The organism is Sphingomonas phyllosphaerae 5.2 (genome assembly GCF_000419605.1).
Taxonomy (GTDB): Bacteria; Pseudomonadota; Alphaproteobacteria; order Sphingomonadales; family Sphingomonadaceae; genus Sphingomonas; species Sphingomonas phyllosphaerae_B.
Map to the genome: position 1 here is coordinate 2197213 of NZ_ATTI01000001.1, position 18423 is coordinate 2215635.

Annotated in this window: 17 protein-coding genes; 10 read left to right on the forward strand and 7 right to left on the reverse strand. The window is 67.0% G+C overall.

What is annotated here, in order from left to right:
* Positions 1-104: 104 nt before the first annotated feature.
* Positions 105-1016, reverse strand: coding sequence for an NAD(P)/FAD-dependent oxidoreductase (locus SPHPHY_RS0110300; RefSeq protein ID WP_022686603.1), 912 nt, complete (start codon positions 1014-1016; stop codon positions 105-107).
* Positions 1017-1126: 110 nt separating this feature from the next.
* On the opposite strand from SPHPHY_RS0110300, the gene SPHPHY_RS0110305 reads away from it, so the two are divergent.
* A complete protein-coding gene (locus SPHPHY_RS0110305) occupies positions 1127-1564 on the forward strand; it encodes an RrF2 family transcriptional regulator (protein ID WP_081645289.1) in 438 nt (145 codons plus the stop codon).
* A 20-nt stretch (positions 1565-1584) separates the two neighbouring features.
* Here the strand turns inward: SPHPHY_RS0110305 and SPHPHY_RS0110310 are convergent, their stop codons facing one another.
* Positions 1585-2475, reverse strand: a complete 891-nt coding sequence (locus SPHPHY_RS0110310) for a LysR family transcriptional regulator (protein ID WP_022686605.1) — start codon at positions 2473-2475, stop codon at positions 1585-1587.
* A gap of 100 nt (positions 2476-2575) precedes the next feature.
* Between SPHPHY_RS0110310 and SPHPHY_RS0110315 the strand changes: the two genes are divergently transcribed.
* From SPHPHY_RS0110315 to SPHPHY_RS0110340, 6 genes are all read left to right on the forward strand, one after another.
* Positions 2576-2902 (forward strand): carboxymuconolactone decarboxylase family protein, encoded by a 327-nt coding sequence (locus SPHPHY_RS0110315; protein WP_022686606.1) that lies wholly within the window; start codon positions 2576-2578, stop codon positions 2900-2902.
* A gap of 12 nt (positions 2903-2914) precedes the next feature.
* Positions 2915-3937, forward strand: coding sequence for an aldo/keto reductase (locus tag SPHPHY_RS0110320; protein ID WP_022686607.1), 1023 nt, complete (start codon positions 2915-2917; stop codon positions 3935-3937).
* A 24-nt stretch (positions 3938-3961) separates the two neighbouring features.
* Positions 3962-4717 (forward strand): glucose 1-dehydrogenase, encoded by a 756-nt coding sequence (locus SPHPHY_RS0110325; protein WP_022686608.1) that lies wholly within the window; start codon positions 3962-3964, stop codon positions 4715-4717.
* Between the two features lie 315 nt (positions 4718-5032).
* Complete coding sequence (rsgA, locus tag SPHPHY_RS0110330; protein ID WP_022686609.1) at positions 5033-6055, forward strand: ribosome small subunit-dependent GTPase A; 1023 nt, start codon at positions 5033-5035, stop codon at positions 6053-6055.
* Positions 6056-6058: 3 nt separating this feature from the next.
* Positions 6059-6214 (forward strand): hypothetical protein, encoded by a 156-nt coding sequence (locus tag SPHPHY_RS22275; protein WP_022686610.1) that lies wholly within the window; start codon positions 6059-6061, stop codon positions 6212-6214.
* A 93-nt stretch (positions 6215-6307) separates the two neighbouring features.
* A complete protein-coding gene (locus SPHPHY_RS0110340; RefSeq protein ID WP_022686611.1) occupies positions 6308-6628 on the forward strand; it encodes a hypothetical protein in 321 nt (106 codons plus the stop codon).
* A gap of 118 nt (positions 6629-6746) precedes the next feature.
* Here the strand turns inward: SPHPHY_RS0110340 and SPHPHY_RS19895 are convergent, their stop codons facing one another.
* The gene (locus SPHPHY_RS19895) at positions 6747-7688 is read right to left on the reverse strand and encodes an alpha/beta hydrolase (protein WP_022686612.1); all 942 of its coding nucleotides are present in this window, start codon (positions 7686-7688) and stop codon (positions 6747-6749) included.
* Between the two features lie 334 nt (positions 7689-8022).
* Here SPHPHY_RS19895 and SPHPHY_RS0110350 point away from each other — a divergent pair, with 334 nt between their 5' ends.
* Positions 8023-8367 carry a cupin domain-containing protein gene (locus SPHPHY_RS0110350; RefSeq protein ID WP_231370401.1) on the forward strand — a complete coding sequence of 115 codons (345 nt, stop codon included), beginning with the start codon at positions 8023-8025 and terminating at the stop codon, positions 8365-8367.
* A 49-nt stretch (positions 8368-8416) separates the two neighbouring features.
* Here SPHPHY_RS0110350 and SPHPHY_RS0110355 read toward each other — a convergent pair whose 3' ends face one another.
* Together SPHPHY_RS0110355 and SPHPHY_RS0110360 are read right to left on the reverse strand one after the other, a co-directional pair.
* Positions 8417-11422, reverse strand: a complete 3006-nt coding sequence (locus SPHPHY_RS0110355; protein ID WP_028056753.1) for a glycosyl hydrolase family 28-related protein — start codon at positions 11420-11422, stop codon at positions 8417-8419.
* Between the two features lie 112 nt (positions 11423-11534).
* A complete protein-coding gene (locus tag SPHPHY_RS0110360) occupies positions 11535-11798 on the reverse strand; it encodes a helix-turn-helix domain-containing protein (protein WP_022686615.1) in 264 nt (87 codons plus the stop codon).
* A 196-nt stretch (positions 11799-11994) separates the two neighbouring features.
* Here SPHPHY_RS0110360 and SPHPHY_RS0110365 point away from each other — a divergent pair, with 196 nt between their 5' ends.
* On the forward strand, positions 11995-12672 hold the full coding sequence (locus SPHPHY_RS0110365; protein WP_022686616.1) for a FadR/GntR family transcriptional regulator: 678 nt from the start codon (positions 11995-11997) through the stop codon (positions 12670-12672).
* Positions 12673-12792: 120 nt separating this feature from the next.
* On the opposite strand, the gene SPHPHY_RS19900 is transcribed toward SPHPHY_RS0110365, so the two are convergent.
* Entirely contained in the window at positions 12793-13365 is a 573-nt protein-coding gene (locus SPHPHY_RS19900; RefSeq protein WP_022686617.1) for a gluconokinase, read from the reverse strand.
* 192 nt (positions 13366-13557) lie between these two features.
* On the opposite strand from SPHPHY_RS19900, the gene SPHPHY_RS0110375 reads away from it, so the two are divergent.
* The gene (locus SPHPHY_RS0110375; protein WP_022686618.1) at positions 13558-16566 is read left to right on the forward strand and encodes a TonB-dependent receptor plug domain-containing protein; all 3009 of its coding nucleotides are present in this window, start codon (positions 13558-13560) and stop codon (positions 16564-16566) included.
* A 130-nt stretch (positions 16567-16696) separates the two neighbouring features.
* Here SPHPHY_RS0110375 and SPHPHY_RS19905 read toward each other — a convergent pair whose 3' ends face one another.
* The gene (locus SPHPHY_RS19905) at positions 16697-18397 is read right to left on the reverse strand and encodes an alpha-L-fucosidase (protein ID WP_419554972.1); all 1701 of its coding nucleotides are present in this window, start codon (positions 18395-18397) and stop codon (positions 16697-16699) included.
* Positions 18398-18423: the final 26 nt, after the last annotated feature.

The window sequence follows — 18423 nt, forward strand, 5'->3', positions numbered from 1 at the left end:
GACGCGAATACGCCGGCATTCGCAGCACATCCGCATGAGCCGGATCGCCGGCGATACTCCGCCCCTGCCTCATGCAACCGCGGACGTGGACTAAGCATACTGCCTCAATGGTCTCGCTCCGCCCTTGCTCGCACGGAGGATTGATGAACGCCGATGCCGGCCAGCACGCCGGCGGCGGACGCGAGGGTGGCGTTGTGCATGGGGGTGGCCGCATCGCCCGCCGCCCACACGCCCGGCACGGACGTCGCACCCCACGGGTCGACCTTGACGTACGGCCCGGTCGGACCGTCCGCATGCTCGCAGCCTAGCATCATGGCCAGTGGCGTCGCGGGTTTGGTCTGCGGCGCGGTAAACAACGCGTTCATCGCCACCACTCGTCCATCTGCCAGTCGTACGCCGTCCAGCGTGGGGGCGTCGCCGAGCAGTTCGACGACGGGTGTCCGCTCGATCGTTATGCCGCGGGCGGCGAAGGCGATCAGGTCGGCCGGTTCAGGTTCGAATTGTGCCTGGGTAAAGTAGGTGGTCGGGCCCCAGTCCGGGATCAGCACCGCCTGATGAGCCGACAGCGGGTGGGCTGCGACAATGCCGAGTGGCAGGTCGCGCACCTCATAGCCGTGACAATAGGGGCAGTGGAGCACGGTCGCCCCCCATCGCTCCTTCATGCCCGGGATCGCCGGCAGCTCGTCTGCCACGCCCGTCGCCAGGACAAGGCGCCGCGCCCGCCGCTCTCCGCCGCTGGCAAGGGCGACCGCGAAGCCGCCGTCGACCGCTACCGCGCCGCTGGCTTCGCCCGACAGGATCTCTGCGGTCGGGTATCGACGCAGCTGGCCTTGAGCGTCGCGCATGATGGCCAAGGGTGCTCGCCCGTCCTGACCGAGGAAGCCGTGCGCTTCGTCCGCGAAGCGATTCCGGGGTGACCCTCCGTCGATCACCAGCACGGTCCGCCGGGCGCGCGCGAGCTGCGTCGCGGCCGAAAGGCCAGCGAAACTGCCGCCGATCACGATCACGTCGAACATCAATCCACCTCATCACATAACGTACAATGTTACATGACTGCCCCCTGATGCTTTTGCAACGTGCAAAGTGACGTGATATCGGGAGATCATCTGACCGAGGGATCGAAAGCTTGGACGCACGCCTGTCGAGAATGCTGCACCTGCTGATCCATATGGGGAGAATGCAGGGACCGCTCACCTCGGAAACGGCCGCCACGATGCTGGGGACCAACCCGGTCGTGGTCCGCCGAACGATGGCGGGCCTGCGCGAGGCGGGCTATGTCCGCTCGGTCAAAGGCCATGGCGGCGGCTGGTCGCTGACGTGCGGGCTGGAGAGCATCACCATGCTCGACGTCCATCGCGCGCTCGGGGAGAACCGCATCTTCGCGTTCGGCCCGGCCGACCCCGCGCCTGCCTGCCTGGTCGAGCAGGCCGTCAATGAATCGCTGCAAGGCGCCTTGCAGGAGGCGGAGGCATTGTTGCTCCAACGGCTGGCTGACGTGACGCTGGCCGATATCGCGGACGACTTCGAGCGGCGGATGGCGGCACTAACGCCGAGTTGCTCCTAGTAACCACATCGCCGTCTGCGTCAGGTGATGCGCAACGCATCGACGATCAGGCGCATCGCCGGGGAAAGCTGGCGGCGGCTCGGATAATAAAGGTGGTAGCCGGGGAATGGCGGGCACCAATCCTCCAGCACGCGCGTCAGCCGACCATCGTCCAGGTCGGCGCGGACATAATCCTCCAGCAGATAGGCGATGCCGACACCATCGCGAGCGGCCTGAAGAGCCAGCGCGATATCGTTGACGATGACTTGGCCCTCGACACGAACGTTGAGCGCGCGGCCATCCCGTTCGAACTCCCATGCGTAAAGACCGCCATACGTCGGGAAGCGCAAGTTGACGCAATTGTGCCGGGACAGGTCGTGTGGAGTCATCGGCGCGCCGCGCCGGGCGAGATAATCCGGCGTAGCGACGGCGGCCATGCGGATGTCGGGACCGATCCGCACCGCGATCATGTCCTGTTCCACGGTCTCCCCAAGCCGCACACCGGCGTCGAAACGCTCCGTGACGATATCGACGAAGCCGGTGTCGACCGCCAGTTCGACCTTGATGTCGGGATAGGCAGGCAGCAGCCTGGCGAAGACCGGCCAGAGGATCGCCTGAGCGGCGTCGATGCCGGTGGTGATCCTGATCGTGCCGGCGGGCTTGTCGCGCAACGTGCCGAGCATCGCCAGTTCCGCCTCGATCCCGTCGAGGTGCGGGGTGATCGCCCCCAGCAGCCGCTCGCCGGCGTCGGTCGCGGACACGCTACGGGTCGTCCGGGTGAGGAGGCGCACCCCTACCCGCTCCTCCAGCGCGCGGATCGCGTGGCTGAGTGCGGACGGCGACACGCCGAGTTGCGCGGCGGCGCGGGTGAAGCTTCGCGCCTCCGCGATCAGGCGAAGGGCGATGAGATCGTTGATCGGCTGTCGCGGCATTGTTGAGCTGATCTCACAACCGCATGCGGATCGCACGTCCTAATCGTGCCGCCCGTGTGGCCCTATCTTGCTGCTCGGATCACGAACGAAAGGTTTCGCCATGTCCGACCAGCCGATGCGCGCTCCATGGGGCGATATCGCGCCTCGCCTCACCGAGATCACCGACACGATCCTGTTCGACGATGTCTGGCGGCGCCCGGGCCTGTCACCGCGCGATCGCAGCCTGATTACGGTCGCCAGCCTCGTCGCGCTCTACCGCGTCAACGAACTCCCCTTTCATCTCGGGAAAGCGCTGGAGAATGGCGTCACCCGCGACGAACTGGTCGAGGCGGTCACGCATCTTGCTTTCTATTCCGGCTGGCCGACCGCCGCCACCGCAATCGGCATTCTGCGGCAGGTCTTCGCCGACGCCACCGACGACCGTTAAGGAGATACGATCATGCAAACTCGCGAACTCGGCCGCAGCGGCCTTCACGTCTCGGCGATCGGGCTGGGCTGCATGGGCATGAGCTTCGGCTATGCCGCCACGCTGTCGCAAGCTGAAGGCGTCGCGCTGATCGACGCCGCCGTCGAACGCGGGGTGACCTTCTTCGACACCGCGGAGGTCTACGGCCCGTTCGCCAACGAGGAACTCGTCGGTGCGGCACTAGGCAACGTGCGCGGGAAGGTCATCGTGGCGACCAAGTTCGGCTTCGACATCGACCCGGTCACGGGCGAGAACCGCGGCGGACTTACCAGCCGTCCCGATCGCATTAGGCGCGCCGTCGAGGGATCGTTGAAGCGGCTGGGCGTCGAAACGATCGACCTGCTCTACCAGCACCGCGTCGATCCCGACGTGCCGATCGAGGATGTCGCCGGCACCGTGCGCGACCTGATCGCCGAGGGAAAGGTCCAGCATTTCGGCCTGTCGGAACCGGGCGTGCAGACGTTGCGCCGCGCCCATGCGATCCAGCCGGTCGCCGCGATCCAGAACGAATATTCGCTGTGGTGGCGCGCACCGGAAACAAACGGCATTCTCGCCGCGTGCGATGAACTCGGTATCGGGTTCGTGCCGTACAGCCCGCTTGGCAAGGGGTTCCTGACCGGGACGGTCGGCAGGGATGCGCCGCTACCAAAGGGTGATTTCCGGGCGACGACGCCGCGCTTCGCCCCGGAGGCGATGGCGAAGAATCAGGCGTTCGTCGACCTGCTGACCCGTGTCGCCAAAGACAAGGACGCCACACCCGCGCAGGTGGCGCTCGCCTGGCTGCTGACGCGGCGACCGTACGTCGTGCCAATCCCCGGCACCACCAGGCTGCACCGGCTCGAGGAGAATATCGGTGCGGCGTCGATCGCGCTGACTCCCGCCGATCTCGCCGCGATCGACGCGGGTGCAGCCGAGCTGGAAGCGGCAGGCGACCGCTACGCGCCCCAGCAGATGGCGATGGTCGGCCGCGAAGCGCCGCTTCCCACCCACGCCTGAACCACGGATCGAAAGGAAATACCCATGCCCCAGCCCGACCGCTTCACCAGCAAGGTCGCATTCGTCACCGGCGCTGCCGGTGGCATCGGCCGCGCGACGGCCGTCGCCTTCGCCAGGGAAGGTGCTAAGGTCGCCGTGCTCGACCGCACCGAAGCATCGCTGAACGCCACCGCGGCCGAGATCCGCGCGCTCGGCGCCTCGGTGATCACGATCGCTTGCGACGTCGCCGAGCCGGATCAGGTGGCAATGGCGGTCGCGCGCACCGTCGAGACGTTCGGACGGCTGGATTGCGCGTTCAACAATGCCGGCGTCGAGAACAAACCGTTGGCGGTGGCGGACATCGACGTGGAGGAATGGGACCGCGTCAACGACATCAATCTGCGCGGCACGTTCCTGTGCATGAAGCACGAATTCACGCAGATGTTGCGGCAAGGCGGTGGCGTAGTGGTCAACACCTCCTCGGGTGCCGGCGTTCGCGGGGTCGCGGGTGGTGGAGCCTATGCCGCGTCGAAGCACGCGATCATCGGGCTGACCAAATCGGCCGCGCTCGACTATGCGACGAAGAACATCCGGGTGAACGCAGTCCTTCCGGGCAACATCGCTACCGCCATGATGGATCGCTTCACCGCCGGTGACATCCAGAAGGCGATCGACCTCGAGCCCGTCGGCCGGCTCGGCAAGCCCGAGGAAATAGCCGAGGCGGTGCTGTGGATGTGTTCCGATCTCGGCGCGTTCGTCACCGGCGCGGCGATCTCGGTCGATGGCGGATGGTCGCTCTGAAGCAGGCGATGACGGCGCGCCCGACGCCCCGCGACACAATTGCATCGGGGCCGCGCCTAGTCGCCGACGACGGATCGGTGTAGCCATGCATTCAGGGTCATCAAGGTTGGGCATTCCGCTCCAGCCGGGCCCCCAGAACTGGAGCCACGGGCATCGCACGGAAACCGAACTACGATTTCGAGCGCCGCGAGCGTGAGAAGACCAAGGCCGTCGAGTCTGCGAAGAAGGCGCAAGCCAAGGCGGACAAGCGGGCCGCCGCGCAGGGAGTGCCCGGCACGGATGAAGCAGACGGCTCCTAACTCGGCTCGCGCGATCATGGAAACGTCCGGCCTCACGCTGGCGCAGCTTGGCTGGAAGCCCTTCTTCGGCGAGCAGGTCTCCGCCGGGGAAGAGCTTTGCTGCCGGCCGGTGCGCGTCATGTCGGTCCATCGCGGGCGGGTGACGGTGGCGGGGGAGAGTTTCGGCGACTCGATCGCGTCGAACCTGCCGGGCGAACGGGAAGCCGAGGATCGCTGCACCGTCGGCGACTGGTTGTTGATCGATCGCGCCAGCGACGCCGTCGTGCGAATCCTCGAGCGGACAAGTCTGTTCAAGCGCCCCTCCCCGGGCGACGACCGCCGCATCCAGCTGATCGCCGCGAACATCGACACGTTGTTCGTCGTCACGTCGTGTGATCAGGACTTCAACGTCGCCCGTCTGGAGCGCTATCTGGTTCTCGCGCGCGAGGTCGGCGTCCGGCCGGTGATGGTACTGACGAAGGTCGACCAGACGCCGACACCCGAGCGCTTCGCCGACGAGGCGCGCGCGCTTCAGGCGGGGCTGCAGATCCACCTGGTCAACGGGCGCGATCCGGCGAGTGCCGCTCACCTCGCAAGCTATTGCGGCGCCGGCGAAACGGTCGCGCTGGTGGGATCGTCCGGGGTGGGCAAGTCCACGCTGGTCAACACGCTCATCGGTTCGGACGACATCGCGACACAGGCGGTGCGCGAGGACGACGGCAAGGGCCGGCACACGACGACCGTTCGCGAAATGCATCGCCTCTCCGGGGGCGGCTGGCTGGTCGACACGCCGGGCATTCGCGAGCTTCAGATGTCGGAGGTGACATCGGGGGTGACCGAGGTGTTCGACGACGTTACCGACGTCGCGCTCGAATGCCGCTTCGCGAATTGCGCGCATGCCGACGAACCCGGCTGCGCGATCCGCGCCGCGGTGGAAGAAGGTACACTCGATCCCGCTCGCGTCATACGGTGGCGCAAGCTTGCCGAAGAAGATGCCGCGAACAGCGGCAGCGCGGCGAACCGTCGTTCGCGCCCCGGCAGGACCGGGAACAGGAGATGACGATTGGCTGATCTATACCTGCGGGCGCTCGAGTCCGAGCGCAAGCGATTGTGGGCCGAGTGCCGTCTGAAGGGGCTTGCCAAGGGAACGCCGCAGCGGCTCCGGATCGAGGAACTCGATCGGCTGATGGCCGAGCACCGCGCCAAGTCAGCCGGCTAGCGCGTCCCACCGCTCGCCCCACGCGGTGCCTGCCCCGTACGCGCCGCATCCTCTACCGGGTGCCTTGGCGGAATTGCCATGCTAGGGCGCCATATGGCGAAATCCCAAACCAGTGCCGGCACCGTCGATGTCGATAGCGTGACGTATGAGTGGCATCTCCAGCGCGAACCGCATCTGTCGGATGACGAAGGGTGGCGGGGGATGACGATTTCGGTCCTCCGGCAGGATGCCAAACGCGCAGCCTTGGTGGAATTCCCCCCACCCAAGCGACTGTTGAAGGGGCTGCCGCGCGGTCGCCTCCAACTTGACGATGCGACCATTTCGCGGTGCGTGCGCGCTGCGTTATCGGCCGGTTGGGAGCCGATGTCGCGCGGCAAGCCAGTGGTGGTCATGGTCGACGCCGAGGGCAATTGAGCGCCGCGTCGCGGAGGTCGCGACCAAGCGGGGTGGCGGCATGAATTCGCCATCGTTGATCGCCGGTCGTTTCCAGGTGCGTCTCGCAAGGCGCCGATCACCTGACGATCCTCGATCGTCACGGCGACGGGGGCTGATCCCGCCAGATCCAGCGAAGCACGTTCGGCAACAGGGCGCCGCCGTCCGCGTCGGCGTGTGTGCCCTCCGTCCACGCGTGATCGACGTCGTAACGCGGTCCGGCGTTCTGCGTGGCGTCGGCGTGCGCGTTCGCCCATTCGAACGCCTTGCGCATCTGTTGGTTGGCGAGAAACCAGTTGCCATGTTCGTTGTCGAGGTCGTTGCGGCCGTCCTGAAGAAACACCCGCAGCGGCCTGATCGCGGACTTGCGGATCAGCCCCGGGTAGACGTCACCGCCATAGGCCAGCGGCATACCCTCGCGGTCCAGGCTGAGCCCGATCGACGTGTAGCTACCGATGAAGCTGATGACGTTCCCGAACGCGTCCGGATGCCGCCACGCAATCGTCCATGCGGCGATCGCTCCGCTGGACGTGCCGCCGATCGCGCGGCGGCGCGGGTCAGTTGCGAAGGGCCATTGCCGGGCCACTGCGGGCAGCAGTTCCTGCAGCGTCATGCGCGCATAATCGTCTGTCAGCGCGTCATATTCCTCGGCGCGATGGTCGGGATTGTTCATGCCGAGGTCGTCGGGATAGTGGGCTGCTCGATGACCGGGCGTGACGAACACGCCAAGCGTCGCCGGGATGGCGCGCTGCTTGATAAGGTCGTCGAGCACCGCAGGTATGCGCAACGAGCCGCCCGGGTTCGTCGCGCGCTGACCATCCTGGAACAGCAGGAGGTTGGGCGGTCGGCCCGGATCATAGTTCGCGGGGACGTACACCCAATAACGCCGCACGGTGCCGGGATAGACGCGCGAGTGCAGCTCGAACGGCCCCTTCAGGCTCGACGATGCGGCGGTGGCGGGCACCGGGGTTGGTCCGGCAACCGTGCCGGCGGTACCGGGCGCTGTGATGGCCAGCGCTGCTGCGACGAAGCTTGCCCACATGTCCTGCTCTCCTGCGGTTGCGGAACCCTATCACGTCGACAGCGCCGCGGAAGCGGCAGGGTGTCGAGAATGCATTGATTCCAATCGTTTCTATTGCCGCCGTCTTCGGGCGATGCGACAACTGCCGCCCTAACCAGACAGGCTCAGGATGCGGATGACCGTCGGAAAAACAGCGATCGCTTTGACAGGCTTGCTCGTTGCCGGAGCAGGGTTGGCAACCAGTGCGGTGGCGCAATCGGGAGCGAACGCCCCCGCACCATCCGCTCCGCCGAGCGACAGCGACTTCGCGAGCGGGAAGGAAGTTCGGGCGCAGATTGCTGCGATGGCCGCAGAGATGAAGCCTGAACAAGGTTTTGCGTGGCGCCCGCTGGTACGCGACGGATCGCGCGTCGCAGCCGTCGAGATATGGAAGAGGCCGGGGCGCCCGGCCGTCCATCCGACCGAAGCCGAATATGCCGTCGTACTGGAGGGTACCGGCACGCTGGTGTCCGGCGGCACCCTGGTCGCGCCGGTCACGCGCCGCGAGGGTCTGGTCGAGGGCGAGCGGATCGAAGGGGGCAAGACGCGACCGCTTGGCCCCGGCGATGTGCTCCTCCTCCCCGCGGGTGTCCCACACTGGTTCGGCATCACGGCGGAGCGTCTGGTCCTGCTCGGTACCAAGCTGCCGGTCGCTCGGTAGCGCGATGCGTGCGGCTGACGGCGCAGCGCGTCCGTCAGCCATCCTGCCGTCAGAGCGTGATCCCATACAGGCTGTGGTGGCCAAGGATGTAGAGCGTCTTCCCATCGACGCCGCCCAGCAGCAATTGCAACGGCCGTTCCGGCACGTCGATGCGCCGCGTCAGCGACCCGTCGGGCGCATAGACGAACACCTGCCCGTTCGCGACATACAGGTTGCCGGCCGCATCGCGTGCGACGCTTTCGCCGCCGCGTGGCGCCGCCACCTTCAGGTCGGTCACCTGACCGCCAGCGCCGACGAGCCCGCTATAGGTAAGGTTTTCCGACGCATTGGTCAGCGTCACGCGCGCCCCCGGTGCCGCGCCGACGAGCCCGTAAGCGTCGAGCGTGTCCGACCAGCGCCAGCCGAGATGATCGTCCGGCCCCTGGTTCCAGACCCGGAATGCCGGCAGCGCCAACGAGCCATCCGGCGAGACATATTCCTGCGGCTTGGCTTCGCCCAGTTTCGACGTGAAGAAAGCGGCGATCGGCGGATATTCGAGCGTCGCAGGGTCGATCCGGTCGGCGAACTCGCCATTGGCCCAAACGTTGACGGGCAGCAGCGTCAGCGCCTTGCTGCGCTCGCGCACCGCCGTGCGCGCGATCACGCGGACGTCAGCGGGCCTGCCGGGGTCGATGCTATAGACGCTGCCGTCGCGTCCCGCCGACGATTGCACCAGCAGCCGCCCGGAGCGATCCACCGCCAGATTCACCGGGTCGAGTGGCGCATCGGAGACGGTGGTCAGCCCGTCGGCGGGCGTAAAGCCGTGAATGCGCTGGAAGAAGCGATCGATAAAGTACAGCTTGCCCTTCGCGTCCACCGCCCCGCCGGCGATTGAATAGAAGCCGTCTGCCAGCTTCGTCACACCGGCCGTGACCGGGATCGCGGAGTCCGCGGTGGCGCTCGCCGGGGCGGGCGGCACGTCGAGCTTCGCGAATTCACGCTCGCGCACCTCCTGCCGCCGGGTCATGTCCTTGATTGCATTCTCGAACGGATATTTGCTGGCGCGCAGGTAGGTGCCGCAGCCCTTCGTATCGCAGCTCGCGAAGCCGCTCTCCGCATTTACATGGACGTTGCGAAAGCGAATATCGCCGGAATTGAACAGCTTCACCGCCGCGTCCATCGGTTTGATCGTCCGCGTGACGCGATAACCGTGGTAGTTGGCGAACAGGATGTCGCGCGAATTGTGGAATTCGGTCGAGACGGCATTCACGCCGTCGCGGACCTCCTGCTCGGTCTGCGGCGCAAGGAACTCCCAATTGCGGACGTTGTCGAGCACGATCTCGGCGCGGTAGTGATGCTCCGCCGACAATTGGTAGACGTGCCCCGGCGTGCTGGTGTCGGACACGTGAAAGCCCGCCGAGGCCAATGTGTTGGGTGACCAGATCGCCGCGAAGGTACCGCCACCGCCGTCGGTGACCATGATGCTGGGATATTGCCCGTCCGGCCGTGCGCGCGGGTCGTTCTGGTTGATCGGGCTACCCTTCGTCAGCAGCGTTCCGCCGCCGCCCTGGATCTTGACGTCGTTGACCTCGGACGCCGCGCCCGCCTTCCATGACAACGCGGTCGCGCGGCGGTTGATCGCGCCGGTCCACAGCCCCAGACCGTGGAGGATCGCATTGCCGCCCCTGGCACTTTCGATCAGCGCCTTCGCGCCGCCGACGCCGGAAAAGGCGGGGGTCTCATCGGGCAGGTAGACGTGCGTCAGGCTCGGATGGAGCGCGATCAGGACGCTGTCGGGGCGCAACCGGAGCGTGTCGGTGACGCGATAGCGCCCCATCGGCAGGTAAACGATGCGGTGGGTGTCGATCGCGCGCTGCAAGGCGACGGTGTCGTCGGTGGCGTCGTCGCCCTTCACACCCAGATCGTGCGCGTTCGCCCACTCGCGCACCGGCGGCAGCGCGCGGATCGCGTTGGCGGGGCGCTTCGGCACGCGCGTCAGCGGTGTCATCGTCACGTCGGTCGCGGTTTCGCCGATCGTGCCCAGCCCGGCGAGTTTCACCCCGTGCGAGAAGTCGGCGACGCGGTAGCGCACGCCCTTCCCCTCGATCGTCTTGCCGGAGTCGCGGAAACGCGCGAAGGTCGGCGTGTCGATCGCGATCGCGTCGTCGAAGCCGATCTGCGTGTAGACGCTGTTCTCCTCGGAGATCACCACCGCGGCGCGCGACACCTTCTCGAACCGCACCTGCTTGCCCCAGAGCGAATCCGAATAGCCGCGGTCGATCTCGATCCCGACCGGCGTGTCGCGGATCGCGACGTTGACGAGCGTCAGGTCGACCTCATGCTCGCGGATCGCGGCGTCGCGCTGGCCGGCGAATTCGGAATCGATCAGCGTGAACTGCCATGCGGGCGACGTCTTTTCGGACATGATGCCATAGCGGCCACCGAAGAAGCGCAGGTCCTCGAACTCGTTGCCGGCCTGGTAGACGCCGGCGAGGCCCGATCCGATGTGAAAATCGACGTGGCGGAGGTAACCGTGCTGCGCGACGCGGAAGCGTACCGCCACCGCGCCGGAATTGCCCGCGCCGATCCGGAAATCGATGTTCGACAACGCGGAGTAGAATGTGCTGGAGGTCGCATCGAAGATCGCCGGGTCGAACGGCACGCTGGTGCGTGGTGGAACGGGCGCCTTGCCGACGCGATACTGGTCCTCGCCGGTGAAGGCGACCATCGCCGCCACGCCGCTGCCGAAGCCAGCAGTATTGTCGCCGAGCACGATCTGCGGGCGCGTCTTGCCGATACCGAACAGCCGCACCGCCGAGCGCACGAAGATCGTCCGCGTGATCCGGTAAGTGCCGGACGGCACGAACACGACCCCGCCATTGCCGTCGGCAGCCGCGGCATCGATCGCCTGTTGCAGCGCCAGGCTATCGTCGGCACGCCCGTCGCCGACGCCCTTTACGACGATCGCGCGCGGATCGTCGGGCAGCGTCTGGTAGACGGACGCGCCGGGCGCCGCCATCGCCGGGCTCGCCAGCACCGCGGCCATCGCCGCCCCGATCAGCCACCCTGCCCGCATCACCAGTCTCCCGTCCGCTATTCACGCTTTTGCTAGCGATAACAGCTGGATGCGTCATATGCGACGAAGGTCGTAGGTGGCTGCTCCGCGACGATCGGGATGATGTCGAACGTCAGGCCACGCCGTGGACCGCCATCCCGTCGTTCAATGCCTGCGCCACGATCGCCACCTGCGTGCGGTTGCGCACGTTCAGCTTGCGCATCAGCGCGGTCATATGCGCCTTCACGGTCGCCTCCGCGATGCCGAGATCGAACGCGATCTGTTTGTTGAGCAAGCCCGAATGGACACCGCGCATCACCTTCAGCTGCGTCGGGGTCAATTGCACCTCCAGCGCGGCCTCATCGGCCAGCGGCATCTCCTGCGCGATCGCTACCATCCTCTCCTCCCTCGGTTCGCCCACCTTCTCGTTTACGGATCCGGTTGGACAGATTTACGATATGAACCGCGAGCACCGTCCTGATCAAGCGATTCGACGCGGGTGGTGCCATGAAGTTGTCGGACAGCCCGAACAACCCCGCTCGCGTCCGGCCGGCAGTGCGGCTACGGTAACGCGGAGCGGGGGAGAGGATCGTGTGAGCGAGGGACGACTGGCCGATCGCGCCTATACGGCGATCGTGCGCATCATCAACGACGAGGCGCTGCGCGCCGGCGACCGGCTGCCGTCGGAGGCGCGGCTGGCGGAGCTGTTCGGCATGTCGCGAACGATCGTGCGCGAGGCGCTGGCGCGACTGGCATCGGACGGCATCACCGAGGCGCGGCGCGGCGCGGGCAGTTACGTCAAGCGCCGCCCGTCGGAGCGGCTCGGCACGCACCTGCCGATGGATGCGCTGGCCGCGACGCTGGGGACATACGAGGTGCGCTTCGTGCTGGAGGCGGAGTCGGCGCGACTGGCGGCGCTGCGGCGGTCGAACGAGCAACTCGAAACGATCGAGGCTGCGCTGGAGGCGCTGCGCGGTGCCCTGTTCTCGAACGCGCCCGCGCATGACGAGGATTGGCAGTTGCACCGGGCCGTCGTGATCGCCACCGGCAATGCCGCCTTCGTGCCGGTGTTCGATCACCTGCACGACAGCGTCATGCACATCCTGCGCGCCGGGGTCGACATCTCGCGGTCGCGCCCGCCGCAAGTGATCGGCGCGATGATGGAGGAGCATGACGCGATCGTCGACGCGATCCGCGTCCGCGACGCCGACGGCGCAGCGCTCGCGATGCGCTGGCACCTGTCGCAGGGGCGCAAGCGGCTGATGCCGTAGCCACGACGCCCCGCCCGATCGAACATCATCGGTGGTCAGCGCCGGCCTTCACCGTCCCGCCCAGGAGCTCACGTCGGCTGGCGGGCAAGGCGAGGCCTGTAGGCACGTCGGGCGCGGCGATCAGCGCCAGCGAGCGCTGGATACCGGTTCGGCGCTGGCGGACACCGGCCCTACCCAGTCGCGCACCTCGCGCGCCAATGCCGCGGGAGCGCGCGCGGCATCCAGACGCAGCGCCGCTTCATCCGGCGATGGTCGCTCAAGCGTCGCCAACTGGCTGTCGAGCAGGCTGGCCGGCATATAATGCCCGCTGCGCGCGTCCATGCGCTGTGCGATCGCGGCGCGGTCGGTATCGAGGAAGGCGTAGCGCAGCGGCACGCCGGCCGCCGACTCCAGCCGCTCGCGATAGCAACGACGCAGCGCCGAGCACGCCGCGATCGCCACGCCGCCCTCTACCGCCGCAGCGCCAAGCGCCGCGCCGAGCCGGTCGAGCCACGGCCAGCGGTCCTCGTCGGTCAGCGGCACCCCCGCCTCCATCTTCGCGACGCTGGCGGGCGAATGATAAGCGTCACCTTCCAGGAACGGCGCGTGCCACCGCTGCGCCAGCAACGTGCCGAGCGTCGACTTGCCCGTTCCGCTCACCCCCATCACCACGATCGCCACGGGATCGTGCGCCCTGCCGCTTGCCTGCTCCACGCTTCGCTCCTCCTGCCGCGGCGCCTGCCCGCTATCTGCTCCATTACCGCCGCCGCGCCATTACGACCTTTGTCGGCGTGCGCCGCGACTTTGGTCGTAGATGCCCGGTCCGGCCGCCTCGGGTACAACATGCCGGACGAAAAGGGTGTCCGCGCATGGCGACGGCACCCGCATCTGCGCAGGGACGGGAACATGGGCAAGGCACGTCAATCGGAGAAATTTGGTAACGCTACCAGCACGGCGGCGCTCGCGCTGATGCTGCTCGCGACCCCTGCTGCGGCCCAACAAGCGGGCGCGCTGCCGGAGTCGACGCGCTCGGCCGCACCGGCGACGCCGGACACCGCGCTCACCGCGACGACGCCAGCCGCGCAAGAGGACGCGCCCGTCGCCGCCTCCGACATCGTCGTCACCGGCACGCGCATCACCGCCAGTGGCTTCAACGCGCCGACGCCCACCACCGTGATCGGCGAGGCGCAGATCCAGCAGAACGCGCAGCCCAACATCTTCACCACCGTCGCGCAGCTCCCGTCGCTACAGGGCTCGACCGGCGCGGCGACCGGTACGTTCAGCACCTCCAGCGGCGCGCAGGGGTTGAGTTCCTTCTCGCTGCGCGGCCTCGGCACGATCCGCACGCTGACCCTGCTTGATGGCCAGCGCGTGGTCGGCGCGAACGTGACCGGCGTGCCCGACATCAGCCAGTTCCCGCAATTGCTGATCAAGCGCGTCGACATCGTCACCGGCGGCGCCTCGGCGTCCTATGGTTCTGACGCGGTCGGCGGCGTCATCAACTTCATCACCGACACGCGTTTTCAAGGCGCCAAGTTCAACGCGCAGACCGGCGTCTCCAGCTATGGCGACGGCGGACAGGCGCTGGTGCAGGCGGCGCTCGGCAAAAGCTTCGCGGGCGACCGGCTGCACATTGTGCTCAGCGGCGAATATGCCAAGGATCAGGGCGTCGGCCCGGGCAATTTCGGCGAGACGCTGGCGAGTGGGCGCGACTGGTATCGTGCGACGACCTTCGTCGACACCGGCGTGCGCGACAGCACCAACCCGCAGTTCCTGGTCCGCGACCACGGGCAGGCTTACAAATATACGAAGTACGGCCTGATCAATAACGGACCGCTGCAAGGGATCGCCTTCGACGGCGAGGGACGGCCGTTCGCGTTCAACTATGGTTCGAACGGCGTTCCCGCGAAAAATGCCAACGGCGACGTCACGGGCTGCTATGTAGGTTTTTGCGTCGGCGGCGACCAGTCGGGGCATGTCGGATCTGGCACGTCGCTGCAATCGGGGCTGGAGCGGATCAACGGCTATACGCGGATCGGCTACGACATCGCACCGGATACCGAATTGTACCTGACCGCCAACATCGCGCAGGTAAAGACCAACAACCAGCCGAACCCGGGCGCGTCCAAGGACAATCTGGTCATCCAGTGCGTCAATCCGTTCCTGCCGCTGTCGGTGCAGAGCCAGTGCGCGGGCGCGGGCATCACGCAATTCCGCTATGGCCTGAGCAACGCCATCCTTCCCAACATCAAGGTCAACACCGATCGTCGCCAGTATCGCTTCGTCGGTGGCCTGAAGGGCAAGGCCGAGATCTTCGGCGATAGCTGGACGTACGACCTGTATTACGAGCACGGCATCAACGTCACCGACATCAATGTCGACAACATCAGCCTGAACGGCCGCTACAATCAGGCGATCAACGCCGTGCGGCTGAACGGCGAGATCGTCTGCGCCGATGCGGCCGCGCGCGCCAACGGATGCCAGCCGATCAACATCTTCGGCAACTTCCGCCCGTCCGCCGCCGCGCTGTCGTACATCGTGCCGGAGAATGGCCCGTTCCAGCATACGCGCCAGACGCAGGATGCGGCGGCGGCCAGCATCTCCGGCACGCCGATCGACCTGTGGGCCGGGCCGCTGGCGATCGCCGCAGGTATCGAGTGGCGGCAGGAGGCGTATCGCGTCCGCGCCGATCCGTACGGTGCCGGCATCTCGGACCTGAGCCCCAGCTCGGCGACCTACCCGGCCGACGCCGCGCTGCTGCCCGCAGGCAACAATTGGTATGCCGGCAATTACAAGAACGGGTCGGGCAAGTATAACGTGGTCGAGAGCTTCGTTGAGCTCAATCTGCCGCTGCTGGATTCCGACACGTTGGGGCGCGCCAACGTGAACGGCGCCGGGCGCGCGACGCGTTACTCCACCTCGGGCGTGGTCTATGCCTGGAAGGTCGGCGGCACGTGGGACACGCCGCTCAGCGGCTTCCGCCTGCGCGCGGTCACGTCGCGCGACGTGCGTGCGCCGAACCTGTCGGAGCTGTTCGCGGCGCCGACGACGACCACGGTCCCGAACTTCACCGATCCGTTCAACAAGACGCAGGTGCTGATCATCCAGAACACGATCGGCAACACCGGCCTGCGTCCGGAAATCGCGCGCAGCACCGAACTGGGCGCGGTACTGGCGCAACCGTCGTGGTTGCCGGGGCTGAGCCTGTCGTTCGACTATTACGACATCAAGGTCGACGACGTCGTCTCGTCACTGTCGGCGCAGCAGATCGTGAACCTGTGCTTCGAGGGCAATACCGACACGTGCGGCGCCTTCAACCTGCAGAACGCCGCCGGACCGAACTTCGTCAACGTGCAGGCATTCAACCTCGCGTCGATCCAGACGCGCGGCTTCGACATCGAGGCGAGCTATCAGTGGAAGCGCCCGCTGGGGCTGGACGGCAATGTCACGCTGCGCGGACTGGGGACGCATGTCATCGAATTCGTCACGGACTCCGGGCTGACCGGGGTGAAGCCGGTCGACTCCGCAGGCGCGAACAGCGGCGCGACGCCAAGCTGGAAGTGGCTGGCGATGCAGACGTTCGAAAACGACAGTTTCAGCCTGCTGCTGCAGGAGCGCTGGTTCAGCGACGGCGTGTACGGCAACCAATATGTGGTCTGCGCACCCGGCACCTGCCCGCGCTCCACCAACGACAATCCGACGATCGACTTCAACCGGATGAAGGGTGCGTTCTACTTCGACATCGGCGCGACGGTGAACGTCACCAGGCAGGTGAGCATGTTCGTGAAGGTCGACAACGTCTTCGACCACGACCCGGAACCGTCTCCGCAGACCAACACCGGGCTCGACGTGAACCCGGCGCTCTACGACACGCTCGGCCGCTTCTTCCGTGTCGGCGTGCGTGGACGGTTTTAGGAGGAGTTGGCGTTTCGAATCGGGGGGCATCGCGCCGGCCGGATAAGGCGCCGGTCCTCGGCCACGACAGCGCACGTGGCCGGCACGGCCCGCAGACCGTGCCGGCTCACGACGTTCATGCCCTGGCGGTTCAGCCGGGTTCGCCCAGACTGCCCGCGGTGAGTCCATTCCCCTCGATCACCAGCGCAAGGCCGATCGGGTTGCGTCGCGCCGCCGGCACGTCGACCTCCAGCGCATCCGCGGTCCGCCGGAAGCGGAGCGGCGCATTGTCGCCCGGCAAGGTCACGCGGCGCACGTCGCCGCGCCCGATCGGCGTACCGCTCCCGAGCAGCGACAGGCGCACGATGCCGTCGTCCGGCCAGCCCAGCACCAGGGCGTGCACCGCCGCACCCTTGCGGACATAGCGGATGTCGCGCGCATTGTAGGGCGACACCGGTCCGCCCTCCGCGAACATGCCGGAGGCCGGACGGGTCGGCCCCTCCCCGTGCAGCCGCCACGGACGGCTGCCGTAGATCGCACTGCCATAGCGGCCCATCCAGGCGGCGATGTCCTCGACGATCCGCTCCTCCTTCTCGTCGATCGATCCGTCACCGCGCACGGGCACGCTGAGCAGCAGATTGCCGTTCTTCGACACGACGTCGCAGAGCGTGTGGATGACCGTGGCGGCGCTCTTGTAGCCATCGCGGTCGTACAGGGCACGATCGTAATGCCAGTTGCCGAGGCAGGTATCGGTCTGCCACGGATAGGTCTCGATGTGCGACTTGCCCCCGCGCTCGACATCCTCGACCAGCCCGAGGCGCTTCTCCGCCGGCACCATCTTAACGTTCAGCACCGCTTCGAGCTTGCCGCCGTTCCACGCGCGATTGGCATTGTAGTAATGCGCCGCCATCTCCAGCCCGACTTCGTTGAACGGCAGGTCGAAATTGTCGAGATAGATGAGATCCGGGCGATACTTCTCGACCAGCTCGCGACACCGCAGCGCCCAGTTGCGGACGAACGCCGCCGCCTCCGGCGCCGCCCATTCGGTCCAGATGCGATCGGAGCGCTCATGGACGGCATTGGCTTCGGCGATCGTCCGGATGCCGTCGGGCAACGGGATTGTGCGGCCGGTGTAGAGCGTCTGCGGGTCCAGCCCCTGCCACGCCTTGCCGCGGCCATCCGCGGCGGTCAGGCGATAGGCGTCGTAACGCTCGCCGGCACGCGGCCCTTCGGGATCATAGCCGTAAGCGGTCTGATACCAGTGCCACGCGTGCGCGCTGTGGTTCGACACGCCGAAGCGCAGCCCCCGCTCACGCGCCAGCTTCTCCCAGATGCCGATGATGTCCTTCTTCGGCCCGATCCGCGTGGTGTTCCACGGGTGGTGGCTCGACGCGTAGGTATCGACATTGTCGTGGTGATTGGCCAGCGCCACGAAATACCTGGCGCCGGCTCGCTTGTAGAGGTCGAGCAGCCGCGCCGGGTCCCAGCGCTCGCCCTTCCACTTGCCGACGATCTCGATGAAGCCGACGTCGGCGGGGTGGCCGTATTTGGCGACATGTGCCTTATACGCCCGTGAGCCCTGCAGGTACATGTCCCGCGCGTACCAGTCGCCCTCCTCGGGCACGCATTGTGCGCTCCAATGCGCCCACATCCCGAACTTCGCGTCGCGGAACCAGTCGGGCGCGCGATAGCCGGCGACGAGCGACGGCCAATCCGGCGTGAACGGACGCGACGCCGCCGCGCCCTGTGCCATCGCCGCACCCTGTGCCATCGCCGCCCCGGGCACGCCGGCGCCGATGCCCGCCAGCCCTCCCGCCAATCCGATCGTGGAAAGTGCATCGCGGCGGTTCATGGTCATCGCTGTCTCCTGTCGTTCGT